The 19678-nt window shown below is 63.1% G+C and carries 17 protein-coding genes and 1 pseudogene; 11 read left to right on the forward strand and 7 right to left on the reverse strand.

Annotated elements, in window-relative coordinates:
• Nucleotides 1–8: 8 nt before the first annotated feature.
• Nucleotides 9–1055, forward strand: a complete 1047-nt coding sequence (locus ACWTU9_RS18325) for a glutathione synthetase (RefSeq protein WP_455859493.1) — start codon at nt 9–11, stop codon at nt 1053–1055.
• A gap of 114 nt (nt 1056–1169) precedes the next feature.
• On the opposite strand, the gene ACWTU9_RS18330 is transcribed toward ACWTU9_RS18325, so the two are convergent.
• The gene (locus ACWTU9_RS18330; protein ID WP_455859494.1) at nt 1170–1856 is read right to left on the reverse strand and encodes a GntR family transcriptional regulator; all 687 of its coding nucleotides are present in this window, start codon (nt 1854–1856) and stop codon (nt 1170–1172) included.
• Nucleotides 1857–1975: 119 nt separating this feature from the next.
• On the opposite strand from ACWTU9_RS18330, the gene ACWTU9_RS18335 reads away from it, so the two are divergent.
• The 4 genes from ACWTU9_RS18335 to ACWTU9_RS18350 all read left to right on the forward strand — a co-directional run bounded on the left by ACWTU9_RS18335 (nt 1976) and on the right by ACWTU9_RS18350 (nt 5780).
• Nucleotides 1976–2902, forward strand: coding sequence for a substrate-binding periplasmic protein (locus ACWTU9_RS18335; protein WP_455859495.1), 927 nt, complete (start codon nt 1976–1978; stop codon nt 2900–2902).
• Between the two features lie 16 nt (nt 2903–2918).
• On the forward strand, nt 2919–3659 hold the full coding sequence (locus ACWTU9_RS18340; RefSeq protein ID WP_455859496.1) for an amino acid ABC transporter permease: 741 nt from the start codon (nt 2919–2921) through the stop codon (nt 3657–3659).
• A 4-nt stretch (nt 3660–3663) separates the two neighbouring features.
• Complete coding sequence (locus tag ACWTU9_RS18345) at nt 3664–4461, forward strand: amino acid ABC transporter ATP-binding protein (protein ID WP_455859497.1); 798 nt, start codon at nt 3664–3666, stop codon at nt 4459–4461.
• A gap of 122 nt (nt 4462–4583) precedes the next feature.
• On the forward strand, nt 4584–5780 hold the full coding sequence (locus ACWTU9_RS18350; RefSeq protein ID WP_455859498.1) for an NAD(P)/FAD-dependent oxidoreductase: 1197 nt from the start codon (nt 4584–4586) through the stop codon (nt 5778–5780).
• Nucleotides 5781–5857: 77 nt separating this feature from the next.
• Here the strand turns inward: ACWTU9_RS18350 and ACWTU9_RS18355 are convergent, their stop codons facing one another.
• On the reverse strand, nt 5858–6589 hold the full coding sequence (locus ACWTU9_RS18355; protein ID WP_455859499.1) for a 3-keto-5-aminohexanoate cleavage protein: 732 nt from the start codon (nt 6587–6589) through the stop codon (nt 5858–5860).
• 205 nt (nt 6590–6794) lie between these two features.
• Nucleotides 6795–7271, reverse strand: a complete 477-nt coding sequence (locus ACWTU9_RS18360; RefSeq protein ID WP_455859500.1) for a MarR family winged helix-turn-helix transcriptional regulator — start codon at nt 7269–7271, stop codon at nt 6795–6797.
• Nucleotides 7272–7422: 151 nt separating this feature from the next.
• Here ACWTU9_RS18360 and ACWTU9_RS18365 point away from each other — a divergent pair, with 151 nt between their 5' ends.
• Together ACWTU9_RS18365 and ACWTU9_RS18370 are read left to right on the forward strand one after the other, a co-directional pair.
• Nucleotides 7423–8238 carry a p-hydroxycinnamoyl CoA hydratase/lyase gene (locus ACWTU9_RS18365; RefSeq protein ID WP_455859501.1) on the forward strand — a complete coding sequence of 272 codons (816 nt, stop codon included), beginning with the start codon at nt 7423–7425 and terminating at the stop codon, nt 8236–8238.
• A 33-nt stretch (nt 8239–8271) separates the two neighbouring features.
• Entirely contained in the window at nt 8272–9762 is a 1491-nt protein-coding gene (locus ACWTU9_RS18370) for an AMP-binding protein (protein WP_455859502.1), read from the forward strand.
• Between the two features lie 34 nt (nt 9763–9796).
• Here the strand turns inward: ACWTU9_RS18370 and ACWTU9_RS18375 are convergent.
• A pseudogene (locus ACWTU9_RS18375) lies at nt 9797–10441 on the reverse strand (phytochelatin synthase family protein).
• Between the two features lie 172 nt (nt 10442–10613).
• On the opposite strand from ACWTU9_RS18375, the gene ACWTU9_RS18380 reads away from it, so the two are divergent.
• The 3 genes from ACWTU9_RS18380 (at nt 10614) to ACWTU9_RS18390 (ending at nt 12605) form a co-directional block, all read left to right on the forward strand.
• Nucleotides 10614–11036: an OsmC family protein gene (locus ACWTU9_RS18380; protein ID WP_455859503.1), complete on the forward strand. Its 423-nt coding sequence runs from the start codon at nt 10614–10616 to the stop codon at nt 11034–11036.
• A 37-nt stretch (nt 11037–11073) separates the two neighbouring features.
• Nucleotides 11074–11598 carry a hypothetical protein gene (locus ACWTU9_RS18385; protein WP_455859504.1) on the forward strand — a complete coding sequence of 175 codons (525 nt, stop codon included), beginning with the start codon at nt 11074–11076 and terminating at the stop codon, nt 11596–11598.
• A gap of 263 nt (nt 11599–11861) precedes the next feature.
• Nucleotides 11862–12605, forward strand: a complete 744-nt coding sequence (locus ACWTU9_RS18390; RefSeq protein WP_455859505.1) for a 2OG-Fe(II) oxygenase — start codon at nt 11862–11864, stop codon at nt 12603–12605.
• A gap of 58 nt (nt 12606–12663) precedes the next feature.
• On the opposite strand, the gene ACWTU9_RS18395 is transcribed toward ACWTU9_RS18390, so the two are convergent.
• Nucleotides 12664–12978 (reverse strand): EthD family reductase, encoded by a 315-nt coding sequence (locus ACWTU9_RS18395; RefSeq protein WP_454577418.1) that lies wholly within the window; start codon nt 12976–12978, stop codon nt 12664–12666.
• A 227-nt stretch (nt 12979–13205) separates the two neighbouring features.
• On the opposite strand from ACWTU9_RS18395, the gene ACWTU9_RS18400 reads away from it, so the two are divergent.
• Nucleotides 13206–14828, forward strand: a complete 1623-nt coding sequence (locus tag ACWTU9_RS18400; protein WP_455859506.1) for an ABC-F family ATP-binding cassette domain-containing protein — start codon at nt 13206–13208, stop codon at nt 14826–14828.
• Nucleotides 14829–14952: 124 nt separating this feature from the next.
• Here the strand turns inward: ACWTU9_RS18400 and ACWTU9_RS18405 are convergent, their stop codons facing one another.
• Together ACWTU9_RS18405 and ACWTU9_RS18410 are read right to left on the reverse strand one after the other, a co-directional pair.
• Complete coding sequence (locus ACWTU9_RS18405; protein ID WP_455859507.1) at nt 14953–16476, reverse strand: winged helix-turn-helix domain-containing tetratricopeptide repeat protein; 1524 nt, start codon at nt 16474–16476, stop codon at nt 14953–14955.
• A 443-nt stretch (nt 16477–16919) separates the two neighbouring features.
• Complete coding sequence (locus ACWTU9_RS18410) at nt 16920–19541, reverse strand: bifunctional diguanylate cyclase/phosphodiesterase (protein ID WP_455859527.1); 2622 nt, start codon at nt 19539–19541, stop codon at nt 16920–16922.
• Nucleotides 19542–19678 lie beyond the last annotated feature (137 nt).

The raw sequence follows: 19678 nt of genomic DNA on the forward strand, positions 1-19678 counted from the left end.
GCTCTACAGTGCGCATTGCGTTCTTCGTCAATTCCATTGAAACCGAGACGCCGGGCTATACAACGACGGCGTTGGCGCTGGCTGCCGTCCAGCGCGGCCATTCTGTCGTCTATGTCGAGCCGGGCGATTTCATCCTGCGTCCCGATGACAATCTGGCTGTCAGCGTCGCGGTTCTGCCCGATGCTGGCTACAAGACATCAGCCAAGCTTCATGCTGCCCTGCGGGATGCCGCGAAGCAGAAGAAGACTGTCGCCATGAGCGACATCGACATTCTGTTTCTGCGCAACGACCCGTCGCTGGATGGCACCGGCCGGCCTTGGGCGGCCAATGCGGGCATCATGTTCGGTCGGCTCGCAGCCGAACGCGGCACGATCGTCGTCAACGATCCGGACGGCCTGGCGCAGGCACAGAGCAAGCTCTATCTGCAGTCCTTTCCCGAAGCGGTCAGGCCGGCGAGCCTGATATCGCGCAGCATCACCGAGATCCGCGCCTTCATCGACAAACAGCCAAAAGGCTGCATCGTCAAACCGCTGCAAGGGTCCGGCGGCAAGAATGTCTTCCATATTGCCAAGCCTACCGATTCCAACCTCAACCAGATTTTCGAGGCGGCCAGCGGTGAAGGCTATCTCATCGCGCAGGTCTATCTTCCGGAAGCCAAGGCCGGTGACGTGCGTCTGTTCCTGATGAACGGACTGCCGCTGATGCACGACGGCAAGTACGCAGCCTTTCGCCGCGTTCCGGCCAAGGGCGACGTCCGCTCCAACATCCATGCCGCCGGAACCGCCCGCAAGGTCAAGGTAACGGCCACCATGCTGGGCATAGCCGAAATGGTGCGCCCCAAATTGATCGGCGACGGCATGTTCCTGGTCGGGCTCGACATCGTCGGCGACAAACTTCTGGAGATCAACGTCTTCACGCCGGGCGGGCTCACCCGGCTCGCCGACATGTACGCGACGGATTTTGCCGCAAGCGTCATCGCTGCCCTGGAAGAGAAGCGGACGCTGCGACAAGCCTATGGCAAGGCCATGACAAATTCGCGGCTGGCGACGCTGTGAGGAGTGCGGGCATGACGCGACCTTTCAAAGGTGCAGGGTGGCCGCATAACCGCTTCCGCCGCGTGTCGGCCATACGAACAGCCTTCGCGAGGGTCGTTGTTGCGGCAACTCGGCTCAAATGATCTTGCGAACATCCTGTTCAAAGCTGAGGACATGATGCAGCGCGATGCGCTCGGCCGTTTCGCCATCTCCCCGGCAAACCGCCTCGAGCATAAGGGTCTGCTCCTGCAGGACCTTGTCGAGCCCCGACATAAGCTCGGGAAACCGACGCGTCGCCACATGCAGGATCCTGAGCGACAAATTGTGGTAATGGTCGAGCGTGTCGAACAGATACGGGTTCTTGGCGGCTCGATAGATGAAGCGGTGGATGCGCTGGTCCAGCGCAAGCAGGGGCTCGAGCTCCGGAGGACTTGGAAAGGCGGCCAGTTCGCCGATCAGGGCTTGTGCTTCCCGACGCTCAGGCTCTCGCAGACGTTCGGCGGCGAGCCGCGTCGCCCAGGATTCAATTCTCGCCCTGGCTTCGTAGATCGCCGATAGATCGCTGATATCGATCGTGCTGACGGAGGTTCCGCGACGGCCATTGACATCGACGAAGCCATCGCGCTGCAGCCGCAACAACGCCTCGCGCACCGGCGTGCGCCCGACGTCCAGCCGCCGCATGAGGTCGGTTTCACGGAGCAGGGTGCCGGGCGCCAGCTTGACCGTGATGATGTCCTCGCGCAGCTGCAGATAGGTGCGCTCGGCCAAGGTCGAGCCAGCCTCGACACGGTCGGCATCGTCTTCCCGCATCCGCGCGTCCATCTTACTCACCTCACAGGGATCGAATCCGATCGCCAAGGAATCACTTGACAACGGATTCATATAATATACTAATCAATATATTACAGATATATCGATCCGGCTACAGGGAGGTATCGGGCATGGAAAAAGGGACGGAAAAGGGCGTTGTGTCTCACTCGCGGTTCAAGGTCGGCATTGCCGCCTTGCTGGGCATTGGATTTGGAGTGCTGGCCACGCAGGCGCATGCGGACGGGTTTGAGACGCTGAAGCCGGGCGTGCTGCAGGTCACGATCGAGCCTTACATGCCCTACACGGCGATGAAGGACGAGAAGCTCGTCGGTCTGGACAGCGATATCCTTGCCGCCGTCGCCGACAAGCTTGGTCTCAAGATGGAAGTCAGCGTCACCGATTTTCCCGGCATGCTGGCATCGGTCCAGTCGCGGCGTGCCGACATCACCATCGGCGGCATCGCCTGGTCGGACGCCCGCCAGAAGGTCGGTCTCTTCACCGACCCGCCTTACTATTCGCCTCCGGCAATGGCGGTGCAGGGCACTGCCGACTATCCCGACGTCAAGAGCCTGGAAGGCAAGGATCTCGGCACCGTCACCGGCTATGTCTGGGCGAAGTCGATCGCGCAGGTGCCGAACGCCACCCCGCACACCTATCCGACGGCCGACAGCGTCTTTCAGGACCTGTCATCAGGCAGGCTGGATGTCGGCTTTCTCGACCCTCTGCTGATCATCTACCAGCAGAAGGAACGGCCGGACATGAAGTTCCGCGTCGCCTACCTGGCGCCGCCGACCGCCGACGAGATCAAGGCCCATCCCGATTACCAGTATTTTCAGCCCTACATGACCGGCTTCTACCTGCCGAAAGAGGCGCCGCAGCTGGCCAAGGCCGTCTCGGACCAGATCGATGCCATGTACAAGGATGGTTCGCTTGCCGGGCTCGTCACCAAATGGGGCGGCGATCCGAAGCAGTTCCTGGTGCCTTCGCCGGAGATGGCGGCGCAGCGCCGGGGCGCGGACCGCCCGGCGGATTGGGCGCCGCCCTCGATCGCGCCTTGAGGGTGGGGGCAGGCCCATGTCCCTTTTCCACACGCTCGGCGGGTTCTTCCAGGTTCCCTGGAGCGACTACGCAAGCAATCTCGGCTGGGGTCTGCTCAGGACCCTTGCCTACACCATCGTCAGCTTTGTCGGTGCCGCTGTCCTCGGTCTCGTCCTGGCGCTGATGCGCCTCAACCGCTTGCGTCTGGTGCGCCTGCCGGCCGCCATCTACACCGAGATATTCAAGAACGTCCCGTTGCTCGCCATCATCTTCGTCACCTATTTCGGCCTGCCGTCGGTGGGCGTCAAGCTCAGCGTCTTCGTCGCCGGCGTGTTGAGCCTCATGTTGTTCTACGCCGCCTATCTGTCGGAGATTTTTCGCGCGGCCATTGCGGGCATCCACTCCGGCCAGAACGAGGCCGCGCAGGCGCTGGGCCTTGGCCGCGGCACCACCTTTGGCCACGTCATTTTGCCCCAGGCGCTGAGGCTGGCATTGCCCGGCACCAACACCATGTTCGTCGACCTTCTGAAATCGACATCGCTTCTGGTGACGATCTCGGCCGTCGAACTGATGACCCAGGCGCAGCTGATCGCCTCCGAAACGTTTCGGGCGCTCGAAGTCTACCTGGTGATCGCGTGCATCTATTTCGCCGTCTGCTATCCCCTCTCGCAATGCCTGCTCTGGCTGGAGCGGACCATTGAGGCGGGCGTGCCGCTGACGCCGGGGCGCCGGCGGCGGCTGAAGCTGGCCAGGTCGCTGCTCGCAGGCGGAGCCTAGACCGATGGCACAACAGACACTTCCCAAGGCGGCCAGCGCGACCGCAACCGCCGGCCCGGCAGTCACCATCCGTGGCTTGAAGAAATCCTTCGACGGCAGACAGGTGCTCGGCGGCATCGACCTCGACGTGCCGGCCGGTCGCATCGTCAGCATCATCGGCCAGAGCGGCGGCGGCAAGACGACGCTGATGCGCTGCGTCAACCTGCTCGAGCTGCCCGACGGCGGCGTCATCGAGGTCAATGGCGAGACGATCTGCGACAAGGGCGCGGTGACCTGCAAGAACCTCGCCAGGCTGCGCCAGCGCGTCGGCATGGTGTTTCAGCGCTTCAACCTGTTCCCGCATCTGACAGCAGTGGAAAATGTCGTTCTCGCCCAGATGCATGCCGCCGCGATCGGCGAGCGCGAAGCGGTCGAGCGCGCGGTGCGCCTGCTCACCCGCGTCGGCCTCGCGCATAGGGCAACAGCCTATCCCGAACGCATGTCCGGCGGCGAGCAGCAGCGCGTCGCCATCGCGCGCGCTTTGGCGCTTGGCCCGACCGTGCTTCTGTTCGACGAGCCGACCTCCGCGCTCGATCCGGAATCGACCGGCGAGGTGCTGCGCGTGATGCGGGAACTGGCAAAGGACGGCATGACGATGATCCTCGTCACCCACGAACTGCCTTTCGCCCGCGAAGTCTCGGACTGGGTCGTCTTCATTGACGGGGGCCGGATCATCGAGCAGGGCACGGCGGCCGACGAGCTCGACAACCCACGTGAAGCACGAACGGCTGCCTATGTCGCGCGCTACGCCGCGCCTGCCTGAACGCCGGCCGGCAATCACTCCAAACAGAGCCCATAGGGAATGGTGCGATCCGGTACGCGTTTCGCCAGCCCCGTTTCGCCGGCCCTTGGGCGCCCGTCTTTGCCTCAACGCATGTGGACCAGATGAGCAGGATTTCGACCGACATCGCCGTGATCGGCGGTGGCGTCATAGGCTTGGCGATCGCGCTTCGGCTTCGCGCCGACGGGCGCGATGTCGCCATCATCGAACCGAACGAGCCCGGCAGCGGCGCGTCTTACGGCAATGCGGGAACCATCGCCAATTATGCGGTCATACCCGTAGGCACGCCGGCCGTGCTGCGGAACCTGCCCTCGCTTCTGCTCGACGCGCGCAGCCCCTTGTCGATCCGCACTTCGGCCTTGCCGTCCCTGTTCCCCTGGCTGGCCCGGTTTGCCTATGAATCCTTGCCGTACCGGTTCCGGGAAAACACAAGCCGGATCGCCGAACTCGTTTCCGACGCATCGGCGGCATGGACAGAGTTCGCGGCCGAAATTGGGGCAACGGACCTGCTCTCCGCCAAGGGCTGTCTCTATCTCTATGAAACGCAGAAGGCCTTCAGGGCGGCGGCCACCGATATCGACCTGCGCCGCTCCTATGGCATTGGTCAGGAACTGCTGTCGGCCGACGAAGTGCATCGGCTGGAACCCCGGTTGCCGCCCGTCGAGGGTGGCGGCGTGTTTTTTCCGGGCGCGATCAATCTCAACGATCCGGGCGAGACGATGGCGCGGTTGACCGCCGCGGTGCGGCGCGCGGGCGTGGAATTCGTCCAGGCCTCCGCCCGAACGATCGCGCGGCAAGCGAATGGTATCCGCATCGACGCCGCGCCCTTCGACATAAGCGCCCGGACCGCTGTCATCGCCGCCGGCGCCCACTCGCAAAGGCTCGCCGCCCAGATCGGCGATCCTGTCAGGCTGGATACCGAACGCGGCTATCACATCGAATTCGACATGGCCCACCCGCCGATCGAACGGCCGGTCTGCCCTACCGCGCTCGGCTTCTATCTCTGCCCGATGCGCGGCCGCTTGCGTGTTGCAGGCCTGGTCGAACTCGGCGGCCTGGGCGCCCCCGCCAACCCACATCGTGTGGCAGTGCTGGCGGCCAATGCGCGTCGGGTTTTTCCGGAACTGGGTGAGCCGAGCCGCACATGGCTCGGCTTTCGTCCCTCGATGCCCGATTCCGTGCCCGTGATCAGGCCCTCACGAGGCGGGCGGGACGTGATTCTCGCCTTCGGCCATGGCCACATAGGGCTGACGCTTGCGCCGCGCACCGCGCGGATGGTCAGTGGGATGGTTGGAGGGTAGGCGCCGGATCGCATCGCGGCCGGTGGCATCGAGGCGGCGGCCCCGAGATCACCTGTCATCGACGCATTCGTCGGCGGCTACGCCGATCGGCTGGCCCGGAAGATCGCTACCGCCGCGGCCGTCAGCGCCGCATTGCCGGAGGCCACCGTGCCATCGGGCAGTTCCTTGCCGTCCTCCAGCCCGACGCGCGTCGACCAGTTGCGCTCCGCCGCACGGCGCACGAACGGCCAGACCGTGGTGTCGGCTCCGTGCAGCAGGATCGCCCGTCGTATCCCGGCACGATCCAGCACTTTTTCGATGCCGTCCGAAACGGCAAGGGCCTCGTCCAGTGTCTGCTCGGAAATCTCGATCAGCACGCGCAGAACGCGTCCGCCATGGTCCAGGTTGACGAGACGCTCGGCGTCGGCGACCGATGCCAGGCCCGCCTCGATGCCGATGCCGCGTTGGCGCAGGCTCTCCATGACGATGGGTGCTGCCGTCTCGCTGAGATTGACCGAGGCATAGTCCGGCAGTTCGTGCCAGCCGGCGATGGCGACCAGCGTGCTGACATCGTCGTTCTCGATCCAGGCGCCGGTGGAGACGCCGATCAGCGTGCCGGGGCAGGCGCGGCGCAGCGCTGCAATTGTCGGGTCCATCGCTGCCGGCGCAAGGCTCTCGCGGCCGTCCGCTCCGCGGGCATGGACATGCAACTCCGCCGCACCCGCGGCAATCGAAGCCGCGCCATCGCGCGCCATGGCCTCGGCGTCGAGCGGCAGCGTCGGATGAAAATCGGCGGGACGCGCGCCGTTGATGCAGGTCTGGACGATCATGGTTCTCGCGATCCTATTGCGGATGGCGCGAGCCTAACGCAGGGCTGCCAAAATCGGTACCGGTCCGCCGAAGGCTCCTGACAGGTGGATGCCATGCGGCCTGAATCAGATTGGTAGGATGCGCCGCTATCGCCTTGTTCGAAAAAGCCTTCCGCGAGATCGGCGGCGGGACAGCAATGGCCAGTGACGACGCTTGCCGGAGAACTCAGTCTTCCTCGACCCAGATCAGCCGCAGCAGCCGCAGCAGCGTTGCGCGCTCTTTTTTCGTCAGCCGCTCTAGGAACCGGTCCTCGTGCCGGCGCACCTGCCGGCGCCATGCCGGCATGGCCGCTTTGGCAGCCGTGGTCAAAGCGAGCACCTGCACGCGCCTGTCCTGCGCATGGTCGTCGCGCTCCACCAGCCCGCGCTCTTCGAGTTCGGCAAGCAGCGGCGCCATGTTGGCACTCTTCATGCCGAGCAGACGGCAGAGTTCGGCGGCGCTGATGCCGGGCCGCTCGTCGATCAACGCCAGCATGCCGTAGGTGACGGGACGCAGCGCCGCATCGACCAGCTCGACCGTGAAATCATTGAGCGCCAGGGCCGAAGCGCGGCGCAGATTGTAGCCAATCTGCGCGTCGAGCCGGTCTTCGGGCGCGACCCTTGTCGTCTTGCCGGAAGTGGTGCGATCTACCGTCTCGTTCATGCTGCAATCGATCGCCGCGATCAAAACCCTTGTCAAGTAAAAAAGACTATGCAACATAGCGATTATAAAGCTATGTAGCATAGCGATTACTTCAAGAAGGAGCACGGCTCTTCGCTTGCCATGCAAGACCGCGAGCCGGAGGAGACTTGCCATGACCGAAGAGACCGTTGCCTTCGACATCGAGGACGGCATCGCCTGGGTGCGCTTCAACCGGCCTGAGAAACGCAACTGCATGAACCCGGCGCTCAACCGGCGCATGATGGAAGTGCTCGACGAACTGGAATATCGCGACGATGTCGGCGTGCTGGTGCTGTCGGGCGAGGGCAATGCCTGGTCGGCGGGCATGGACCTCAAGGAGTATTTTCGCGAGACCGAAGCCAAGGGGCTGGGCGCTGTCCGCAAGGCCCAAAGCGAAGCCTATGGCTGGTGGCGGCGGCTGCGCTGGTACCGCAAGCCGACCATTGCCATGGTCAATGGCTGGTGCTTTGGCGGCGGCTACGGCCCGCTCTTTGCCTGCGACCTCGCTTTCGCCGCCGACGAGGCGCGGTTTGCTTTGTCGGAGATCAACTGGGGCATCCTGCCCGGCGGCGGCGCCACCAAGGTGGTGGTCGACCTGCTGTCGATGCGCGACGCCATGTACCACGCGCTGACCGGCGAACTGATAGACGGCAGGAAAGCGGCTGCCTGGAAGCTGGTCAATGAGAGCCTGCCGCTCGAAGGCCTCAAGGCGCGCGTCGCCGAGGTGGCCAACATCTTGCTGAAGAAAAATCCGGTCGCTCTGAAGGCGACCAAGGATGCCGTCCGCCGCGTTGCCGAGATGACTTACGACAATGCCGAGGACTATCTGGTGCGGGCGCAGGAGGCGGCCAATTCCTACGACAATGACGGCCGCAAGGAAGGCATCCGCCAATTCATCGACGAGAAGAGCTACAAGCCCGGCCTCGGCGCCTACGACAAGGCAAGGTGACCAGCTGACTTTCGATCGGGGAGGAGATGCGAGATGCCGGCCTGGACGACGCCCGATCCCGTGGCCTTGCATGCCGCGACGCAGCCCGAGCGCCTCGCTTGCGTCGACCTCGCTTCCGGGCGGCGCTGGACCTACGGCGGTTTCGATGAAGCCATCCAGCGTGCTGTCGCCGTCCTTGAGAGCGGCTACGGTATCGAGCCGGGGCAACGCATCGCCACGGTCGCCCGCAACAGCGCCGATCTCCTGATCCTGCAGCAGGCCGCCATGCGGCTCGGCGCCATTTTTGTGCCGGTCAACTGGCGCCTAGCCGGAGCCGAGCAACAAACAATCCTCGCCGATTGCGATCCCGCGCTGCTGCTGCACGATGCCGCGTTTGAGATAGCGCCGCCCAAGGGCTGCATGCTGGTCGAGGTCGCCGACTTTGCGGCGGCGGTGGCAGCGCAGGCGCCGGCGCCGCGCCGGCGTTTGCCGCCGGCCGATCAGCCGTCGATCATCCTTTACACCTCAGGCACATCGGGCCGGCCGAAGGGGGTGATCATCACCGAGGCCAACGCTTTCGCCACCGCGGTCAATTTCGGCGTGCTGGGTCGGGTCGGCAATTCCAGCGTCTTCCTCTGCGATGCGCCGATGTTCCATGTCATCGGACTCCTCACCAGCCTGCGTCCGCCCTTGCTGCAAGGCGGCACCGTGCTGATCTCGTCCGGCTTCGAGGCTGGCCTCACCAACCGCCGGCTGGCCGATCCGGAACTCGGCGTCACCCACTATTTCTGCGTCCCGCAAATGGCCAAAATGCTGCGCGAGGATACCGCGTTCGCGCCGGCAAACTGGACCACGCTCACCGCCATCTTCACCGGCGGCGCCCCCAATCCCGCTGCCGACATCCTCTGGTGGCTGGAGCAGGGCGTGCGCATGGTCGACGGCTTCGGCATGACCGAGGCCGGCACCGTGCTCGGCATGCCCCTCGAGGCCGGCCAGATCGCCCGCAAGGCCGGCTCCGCCGGCCTGCCGGCGCCATCGCTTGGCTTGCGCATCGTCGACGAAGATGGCCAGGACGTCGGGGCCGGCGCGGCAGGCGAGATCTGGCTCAGCGGTCCCAACATCACACCGGGCTACTGGAACCGGCCGAATGAGACCGCGCAGGCCTTCACACCGGACGGCTGGTTCCGCACCGGCGACATCGCCCGCCGGGACGAAGAAGGTTTCGTCACCCTGGTCGACCGCCGCAAGGACATGTTCATCTCGGGCGGCGAGAACGTCTATCCGGCCGAGATCGAAATGGCGCTGCTCGATCATCCCGACATTGCCGAAGCGGCGGTCATCGGCGTCGCCGACGAGCGCTGGGGCGAGATCGGCCGCGCTTTCGTCGTGATGAAGGCGGGCTGCGTCCTCGACCCAGCCGCGCTCACCGCCCACTGTGCAGCCCGCATCGCCCGCTACAAGGTACCGAAGGAATTCCTGCTCACCGACGCGCTGCCGCGCACCGCGTCCGGCAAGATCCAGAAACAAATCTTGCGCGGCCGGTAGCGCCGGGACCGCGCCTGCTCCGAACCCGACCGTGCTACTCGATCAGCAGCAGACCGCGCTTCCTGTCGCCATCGCTGTCGATCGTGTCCATGGCCGAGAACAGCCGTTCGCGCTCGATCAGCCAAGGCTTGTAGCGCTCGTTTACGTCGAGGACGAAAACCATGTCCTCGGCCTCAAGATAGCCGCCGATCGGGGATTTTCTCGCGGGTGAAATTGATGATGTAGCGGCGGTTTGGATCGTTGGCGCGCTTCATGTGCTCGCGGAATTCGTCGGCGCTCAGGTTCCGCAGCACCGAGACTTTCCGACCGGTTTTCGCCTGAGCGACGTCGGCAACCTCGTCCAGCGTCAGCCCGATGATGCAAAAAAGCCGGTCCAGCATTTTCCGGTGCCCTCAAGGACTTCGGCCTCGCTTGTCTCCTCCTCGCCGATGGAGCGGAACGTGTTTGCGACACTGGCCGGACCGCACCGTGAACTGTTCGTTTGCCAGTCAAGGCTGGCGTTGAAAGTGGCGGCCACCGGCAGCTTCCAGGCGCTGTCGATCAGCGCGGGGGTGCGGATAACCGACGACTGGATTGCGTCCGGCGAAACCGCGGTCTGACCAACAAGCAACAGTGCGCCGCCGCCGAGCAGACCAGCGCCGGCAACTGCAATCAAAGCGAAAGCCAGACTACGCTTCATTGCCGAACCTCGAAACAGTGCAGTATCATGGCTTATTCAGAAGGCATCACAGTCTAGCGAAATCGGAGACTTCAGTCGATGTTGCGGCGTTGGCCCCGAGCGTACCATATAGCGGGCAGGGCACGCGCCACGGCGGCAGCCCCATTGCGGGCGGCCAGTGAAAGGATCCGATATGAGTGAACTCAAGGTCAGAACACGCGTCACCGGCGCGACGGCGACACTGCAGCCTGGCGGTTTGCCCGCCATCACCACACCGACCGGCGGTGCCGTCGATGTCGTCACCGGGGTCAGCGCGCCGGGCTTCAACCCGCTCGACCTGCTCTATGCCTCGCTCGCCGCCTGCATGGTGCTGAGTGCCCGCATCGCCGCCAGCCGGCTCGGGGTCGCCGCCGAGCTTGGTGAGGTGCGCGCCGAGGTCAGTGGCGAGAAGGCGAAGGACGAGCCGTCGCGTGTCGAAAACTTCAACATCAGGCTCGACATTGCGGGCGATCTCGACGCGGCGACGAAGCAGCGCATCGTCGAGGATGCCGAAGCGATCTGCACGGTGTCCAACACGCTGCGCAGCGCACCGCATCTGCATACGACGCTTGGATGAGGGATGTCGCAGAACACGGCCAACCAAGGACCATCCCATGGTCATGATCCCGCCAATTGATTACGCGACGGCATCGCAAGACATTCGCGCCGAGCACGACAGGGAGCTTGGCCTGCGCGGGCGCATGACCAACATGAAGCGCATATTGCTGCATTCACCGGCGGCGCACCGCATCTATGCCGAATGGTTCACGCTGCGCGATCTCTTGAAGCCGACGCTCGACGACCGCGCCATCTGGCTCCTGTCGCTGGCGATCTCGCAAGGCTGCCGGGCCGAGATTCCCGTCACCTTCTTCCGCCGCGCGCTGATCGATGGCGGCCTTGATCCGGAAGCGATCGGACCCGGCGCCGACGAGGCGTTGCTAATCGAATTCGGCAAGGCGCTTGCGGCCGGCAGCGATGCAATTCCCGACGATATCTGGGCGGCACTGAAGGCCCGTTACGATGACACGCTGCTGGTCAACCTCGTCGCCTTCGCCGGCATCATGGTGGCGACCTGCGTGTTCACCAACGCGGTGAGGGTCGATCTGGATCCGGAGTTGGAGCCTTATCGGAAGCGGTGAGGCGCAACCTGTCCTTCTCCCCCTGTGGGAGAAGGTGGCCTCGCGAAGCGAGGTCGGATGAGGGGTGTTCCAGCTTGGCGGCACGTTTGAAATCGCCACCGCCCCAGTTTCGTCGCGCACCCCTCATCCGTCTCGGCGCTGCGCGCCGATCCACCTTCTCCCGCAGGTGGAGAAGGGAAGGTGACACTTCACCACCTCCGCAGGAATCGGGTGGTTCGCGCCTCTCGTTCGCCCCACTTTGACAGCAGGCAAAGGAGGCATCCATGACTATCCATTCCCTAAACACCAAACGCGCAACCCGTTCGGCCGAAGCGCGCGTCGACGCGCAGGACTGGAGCGCTCTGATCGGCGAGCTGAACAGTCATGGCTGCGCCGTCATGCCGGCTCTGCTCTCACCCGAGGAATGCGCCGAAATCGCCGCGCTCTATACGCATGAGCAACATTTCCGCAGCCGTGTGGTGATGGCCCGTCACGGATTCGGCAAGGGCGAGTACCGCTATTTCCGCTACCCTTTGCCCGACCTGATCGGCGCCTTGCGCACCGCGCTCTACCCGCGTCTTGCTTCAGTCGCCAATGACTGGAACGAACGCATGGGCGCGGCACAGCGCTACCCCGAAGACCACGCGGCGTTTATCGAGCGCTGCCACGACCAGGGCCAGACACGGCCGACGCCGCTTTTGCTCCAGTATGGCCCCGGCGACTTCAACTGCCTGCATCAGGATCTCTATGGCGATCTCGCCTTTCCCTTGCAGGTGGCGATCCTGCTGTCGCAGCAGGGTGAGGATTTCATCGGCGGCGAATTCGTGCTGACCGAACAGCGCCCGCGCATGCAAAGCCGTGCCGAAGTGGTGCCGCTTACCCAAGGCGACGCGGTGATCTTTGCTGTGCACAACCGCCCGGTGCAGGGCACCAGGGGTCCCTACAGGGTGAACCTGAGGCACGGTGTTAGCCGCTTGCGCTCAGGCAAACGGCATACCGTGGGGATTATTTTCCACGACGCAAAGTAATGTCACCCGCTTCTGCGCAGTTCCGTCGTCCCGCTGGCTGTCCGAGATTGGCGCAGGCTCACACTTCGTCGACGTCGAACAGCAGCATCGTCAGGTCGTCGTCCCCTGGGGCGAGTATCCGCCGGTCAGCGGCGCAGGCGATGCCGATTTCGGTAGCAAATGCGCTCTGCATATCGGCGAGGCTGTCGAAATACAGCGTCCCCACCAGATACGGCATCTCGCCCGCTGAGCGCTTGATGATAGGCCGCCTGCTGATGTCGTAGCGCCGCAGGCCGGGAAGCTTCTTGGCCAGCGGCACATGAATCTCGAAATAGTGCCGGTCGAAAGCCTCAGGATCGGCCGGGGTGTTGTAGATCACGAGCATCTTGGCCATCTTCGTATTCCTGTCTGTTGGTGTTGCCGGTTGGGGCCTATGCAGGCCACCGCGCCAATGTCGTTTCGCGAGGGCAGATTTCGACGATCCCTGGATTATTGTTTTCGTGACGGGTGACGGGATCCGCGCCACCATCTGCGGCGCTTGTGCCTCTTCCCCCGCGACCGTCATTCGCGTATGGCCCCGGGCAAATCCCTCAATTTCGCATCAGCGTCCCGGACCGCCCCATGATCCGTCTTGAAAATATCGGCAAGCAGAACGGCCGTCAGCTTGTCTTCATCGAGGCCTCGGCCGCCTTGCAGAAGGGTGAGAAGGTCGGCCTTGTCGGGCCGAACGGCGCCGGCAAGACGACGCTGTTTCGCATGATCACCGGCCAGGAGCAGCCAGACGAGGGCCAGGTGCAGGTCGATCGCGGCGTCACCATCGGCTATTTCAGCCAGGATGTAGGCGACATGGCGGGCCATAGCGCGGTCGCCGAAGTGATGAACGGCGCCGGGCCGGTCAGCGACGTGGCGGCCGAAATGGCCGAGCTCGAGGCGGCCATGGCCGATCCCGAGCAGGCCGACCGGATGGACGAGATCATCGAGAAATACGGCGAGGCGCAACATCGCTTCGAGGAGCTCGACGGCTATGCGCTGGACGGGCGCGCCCGCGAAGTACTCGACGGCCTTGGCTTCTCGCAGGAGATGATGGACGGCGATGTCGGCAAGCTCTCCGGCGGCTGGAAGATGCGCGTTGCGTTGGCGCGCATCCTGTTGATGCGGCCAGACGTCATGCTGCTCGACGAGCCGTCCAACCATCTCGATCTGGAAAGCCTGATCTGGCTGGAGCAGTTTTTGAAGGGTTATGACGGTGCATTGCTGATGACCTCGCACGACCGCGAGTTCATGAATCGCATCGTCAACAAGGTGGTCGAGATCGACGCCGGTTCGCTCACCGCCTATTCCGGCAATTACGAATTCTACCAGCAGCAGCGGGCGATCGCCGACAAGCAGCAGCAGGCGCAGTTCGAGCGCCAGCAGGCGATGCTGGCCAAGGAGATCGCCTTCATCGAACGCTTCAAGGCGCGCGCTTCACATGCCGCACAGGTGCAGAGCCGGGTGAAGAAGCTCGACAAGATCGACCGCGTCGAGCCGCCCAAGCGCCGCCAGGTCGTGAATTTCGATTTCCAGCCGGCGCCGCGTTGCGGCGAGGATGTCGTAACGCTGAAGAACGTCCATAAGGGGTATGGCAGCCGCAGCATCTATGAGGGGCTCGACTTCCAGGTCCGCCGCCGCGAGCGCTGGTGCATCATGGGCGTCAACGGCGCCGGCAAGTCGACGCTGCTGAAGCTGGTCGCTGGCGCCTCCGACCCCGATGCCGGCACGGTCGCGCGGGGACCCAGTGTGAAAATGGGCTATTTCGCCCAGCACGCCATGGAGGTGCTGGAAGGCGAGCGCACCGTGTTCCAGACGCTGGAAGACGCGTTTCCCCAGGCCGGCCAGGCGCCGCTGCGCGCGCTCGCCGGCTGCTTCGGCTTTTCCGGCGACGAGATCGAGAAGAAATGCCGCGTGCTGTCAGGCGGCGAGAAGGCGCGGCTGGTGATGGCGCTGATGCTGTTCGATCCGCCCAATCTTCTGGTGCTGGACGAACCGACCAACCACCTCGACATCGCCACCAAGGAGATGCTGATCACGGCCCTGTCGCAATATGAAGGCACCATGCTGTTCGTCTCGCATGACCGTCATTTCCTGGCCGCACTCTCCAACCGCGTGTTGGAACTGACTCCCGATGGCATCCACACCTATGGCGGCGGCTATACCGAATATGTCGAGCGCACCGGGCAGGAAGCGCCGGGCTTGCGGGGGTAACCCCGCGCCCGGCACCGAGACGTCGCGCCCCCGCTGGTTCCCCTCGCTCATTGTCGATCGGGGGGCAGCGCGCCCAGCGGGAAGCTGCATTTCCAAGGACGAAACGGCGCCCCGCTGGCGCCGCCTAGAGTTGCTCCTCACACGCGGCAAGTGCTTTGGCGACGCCGGCAACGAGATGTTCAACATCACTTGCATGTTCGTACGCAATCCCGGTTTGCGCAAACTGCATCGGCGAAAAGTCAGGCGCTATCCGCTTGACCTCTGCCATGATGCGCTGAGCTTCCTTCAGTTCGCCGAGTTGCGCGTGGCATCCCGCCAACCTTGTCAGTCGCCAAGGGGTCTTTGAGGGGATCTTGGACATGCTGACTAGCGCGGCCTTGTAATCTCCAGCCGAGTAGAGCGCGATGGAGCGATCATAGTGGTACCAGTCAGGATGGATCGGGTTGATCCGTATCGCACTGTCAATTGCCGCGAGTGCTTCAAGAGGCCTGCCTCTCATCGTGAGCAAGAACCCCATTTGCGCAATCGTATCGGCGTCATACGGATTGAGGTCGAGGGCGCGCTGAAGGTGATGTTCAGCCGCGTCGAACTGACGGGCATAGATCAAAGCCTGGGCGAGCACGCGATGGCAGCGCGGCTCTTCCGGCGCCAAGGTCACCGCACACTCCGCGCGATGGATCAGTGAACCAAGCAATGCAGGGGATGCCTCGGCATAGCCACCGATAATGAGATCGGCAAGCGCGATGTAGGAATGCGCCAAGGCATAGGTCGGGTCCTTTTCGACCGCAGCCTGGAAAAGATCGCGCGCAGCCTCATTGTCATCAGCGCCATAACCGCGCAACCGGGCCAGTCCACGCAGGAGAAGCTCGTATGCGGCCAGGCTGCCCGGAGGCTTCGGGGTTGCCTGCTTGACACCTGCGTCGTCAAGGCGAGCGACCAGCCGGTTCACCACACGGCGGGCGATTTCTTCCTGCATGTCGAAGATCTGGCCGCCAGACGCGGAAAAGGTATCGCTCCAGAGGACTTCACCCGTCGAGGCAGTAATGAGACTGACGGTGACCCGCATACCGTCTGCCCGGGTCGTCGCCCTGCCGCGGACCAGATAGGTTGCGCCAAGGCTGTCGCCAACGGCACGCCAATCGGACGCGGAATCCGAGACAAAGGCAAAACCGGAATTGCGCGCCAGCACGACGACCGTTCCGAAGCGAGCCAACGCATTGACAATGTCCTCCGCGAAACCGTCGACCAAGGGGGTGTCTTCCGGCGCACCTTCATTGCTGAAACGCAGCACCGCAACGCGCGGCTGCCCGGAGCGCTCCTGCTTGGGCGCGTCGGGAGGAGAGAAGACGTAGCCGCGCTTGGCGACCGTGCGGATAATGGTTTGGCTTTCGTCCTGCAGCGCCTTTCGCAACTCCCTGACCGCCTGCGTCAGTGAGTCCTCGGTCACGAAGACATCAGGCCACACCGCCGACATCAGTTCAGACTTGGTCGCGACACGCCCGGCATTCCTGCTGAGGTAGGTCAACAAATCAAATGCCTTGGAGCGCAGAGCGACAGGTTTCCCGTCGCACAACAGCAGCCCTCGGGCAAGATCAAGCTCGCAACTGCCAAGTACCAGTGGTACGTGCCCTGGGTTTTCTCGCGACATTCAATGCCGATCTGACCAGCTCGACCAAACGCTGCCTGATTGGGATCTCAATCGGGGCGGACGTCAAGGGATCAGGAGAATTTGATCCGACTTCACTTTGGCCGGAAGTCATGCGTCTCTCCACGGCCATGATCTCCAGCATTTCGAACATTGTTCCAGGCATGGGCGCACAAGGGGACCCAGCCATGACGGTGGATGCAAATTCCAGGAGTTCCTGCCGGGCTTGGCGCGTGTTCTCATTCGGTGACATGGTCGACCTCCTCCAGTTCTTGAGAACTATGAAGCCGAGGAACGGGCGCGTACCGGCAGATTTCTGAAATTCTGCTGAATCCTTCCGTCAATCGATATGTCAAGCGGACGGGGTCGGAAGCGCTGGGGGGGCTGCGCAGCTATACCAATTCAGGAATGGTTCTTCCGTCCGCAATTGCGTCAAGCAGGGTTTGTCAGCTCGCCGCCAGCCATTTGCGTGATTGGGCGAATGCCTTGAAGGCTTTTGCGTCCATCGGGTAGCCGAAAAAGAACCCCTGCAGGATATCGCAGCCAAGCTCTTTCAGGATCTGCGCGTGCTCCATCGTCTCGACGCCCTCGGCGATCACTTCGATACCGAGCGACTTGCCGATGTCGATGATGGACGACACCAGCTGCCGCTGCGCGGTTGAGCTGGTGATCGGGGTGACCAACTGGCGATCGATCTTGAGGCGACGCGGCCGCAACTTCAAGAGCGAGACGATCGAGGCATGCCCGGTGCCGAAATCGTCGATCTCGATGTCGATGCCGAGTTCCTTGATGTGTTCGATATTCCAGCTGACCAGTTCGTCGTTTTCATCGAGGAAAATCGACTCCACCAGCTCGAACGATACGGTCCCTTTCTTGATGGCTAGCTTGCGCAAACCTTTGATCAGGTCCCGGTCCTCCAGCCGCCTGGCTGAGACGTTGACAGATACGCGCGGGATGTTGAGGTTGCTGCGCGACCAGCGCTCGAGACTATCAAGCGCCTGCTTCAGGACAGTGCGGTCGATAAGCGCCACGACATTGAGTTCTTCAGCCACCTTCAAATATGCGCCGGGGGTCAGTATACCGCGTCGCGGATGATCCCAACGCGACAGCGCCTCGACGCCGACGATCTCCAGCGTCCTGGCGTCGAACTGCGGCTGGTAGTAGACGACGAATTCGTTCCTCTCGAGTCCGCCGAGGATCTCGTCGGCGGTCTGCTTGGTCCGCACGATCTCGCTCTGCAGATCTTCGTTGAAAAACTCGTAGCGGTTGCGGCCACGGCCTTTCGCGCGGTACAGCGCGAGATCGGCATTGACGAGCAACTGCTTTGCATCGACGCCGCTGTTGGCTGCAATGCCGATGCTTACGCCGAACCGGCACTGGTGACCCAGATAGTCGACCGGTTGGCGCATCGCATCGATGATTTGGTCGGCGAGCGCGGCAAGCTCCTTGTCGTCGCGTCCATGGCTCAGCACGAAAAACTCGTCGCCGCCGATGCGCGCAACGAAATCGGCCGGACCGACGCTGGCCTTGATGACTTTCGAAGCATGCACCAGCAATGCATCGCCCGCCGCGTGGCCGAGCGTGTCGTTGATCTGCTTGAAGCGGTCAAGGTCGAGATGCAGCAATGCTACGCGGCCCTCGGCTTCGCGGTTTTCGGCAAGCATCTCGTCCAGATACCGACGGTTGGGCAGGCCGGTCAGCGAATCGTGCAGCGCGACATGCTCGATGCGGGCCTTGGCCAAATTCAGTTCGATATTCTTCGATTCTGAAAGGCGTCGTTCGCGCAGGAGGTTCTCGTTCAGCAACACGTCGCCGGTTACATCCCATTCGGCGCCGATCATTTTCGACGCGCCGTTATTGTCCTGGAAGAAGCTGGCGCGTGTGCGCACATGGCGAATGGTCCCGTCCGGTCGCAGTAGCCGATACTGCGAGGAGTACAAGCCCCGTGTCGCGGCAGCTGAATCGAAGTCCTGTTTGGCTCGTTCGAAGTCTTCAGGGTGGATCGACAGCGCCCAGTCGTCATAGCCGCGGGTCTTTCCGTCGGCGGGCTTGCCATAAATTTCGTTGATGCGGTCGTCCCATACGAGCTCGTTGCTGCCGAGGTCGTGCTCCCACACGCCTATGCCCGAGGCCTCCAATGCCAACTCCAGTCGCCCGGACAGGCGCCTTAACTCGGCGTAATTTTTCTGTCTTTCACCAAAAAGCCGTCCGGCCACCAGGATCGGCAGCACCACCAGTGCGCCGGCGAGCGCCATGAGCGTCCTCAGCAGCCATTCATTTTTCGGACCGGTCGGCCAGCCGCCCTTCGGTATGGCCGAAATTTGCCACGAGCCTGAAGGCAGTTGCACCTCCGCCGTCACCGGATTGCCGGCCACTACATTGTCGCCGCCGAAGAACAGTTCGCCACCGCCCCCCAGTGCATCCTTGCCGATGAGCGCCACATCGATATCGAGCTCAGGGTCGGTCAGTCCGCTCGCGCTGTAGAGCCGATCGATATCGATCACGGCCGAGACAATCCCCCAAAACCGGTCGCCACCTCCCTCCGTCGGCACGAAGACCGGGATACGGCCGATGAAACCACGACCGCCTTGTGCCAGTTTGACCGGCCCGGCGAGCACCAGCGCGCGCTGGTCCCGGGCGCGAAGCGCAGCCATGCGTTGCGCCTCGGTCTTGCGATAGTCCAGCCCGACGGCTTTCTCATTGCCTTCCAGCGGGTATATCAGCGTGATGACGAGGTCGGGCGCGCCGGCAATATCGCGCAGTTGCGATTTTTGCTGGAACAAATTGCGGGCGAGCGCCGCAAATCTCTGCTGGCCCATATAGGGCTCGGTAACGATCGTCGAAACGAGACCCTGCACCAGCTGAAGATTGCCGTTTATGTTGCCTTCGAGCTTGGCGCGTATGATGTTGACCTTGGCCAGGACATCGGCGCGCGCCAGCTGGTCGGAAACGTCTCTGTTCCGCTGATCGGCAACCAGGGCACAGACGAGAAGCACAACAAACGCAATCGCCGCCGGCAAGTTGGCGGAAGAAAAAATGGCCCGTTTCACCTTGCCGGCATTGAGCATCGCAGCTGCCAATTTGGTATGAATACCTTTCAGGAACAATTGTCCCTTGGTCGACCATAGTAGCTAAGGCTTAAATATGAGCTTCGAGGCGAATCGAAAAACCAAACATTGCCCTTCTTGGTTGCCGAAATCTTCAC

Source organism: Mesorhizobium sp. 128a (assembly GCF_053848025.1).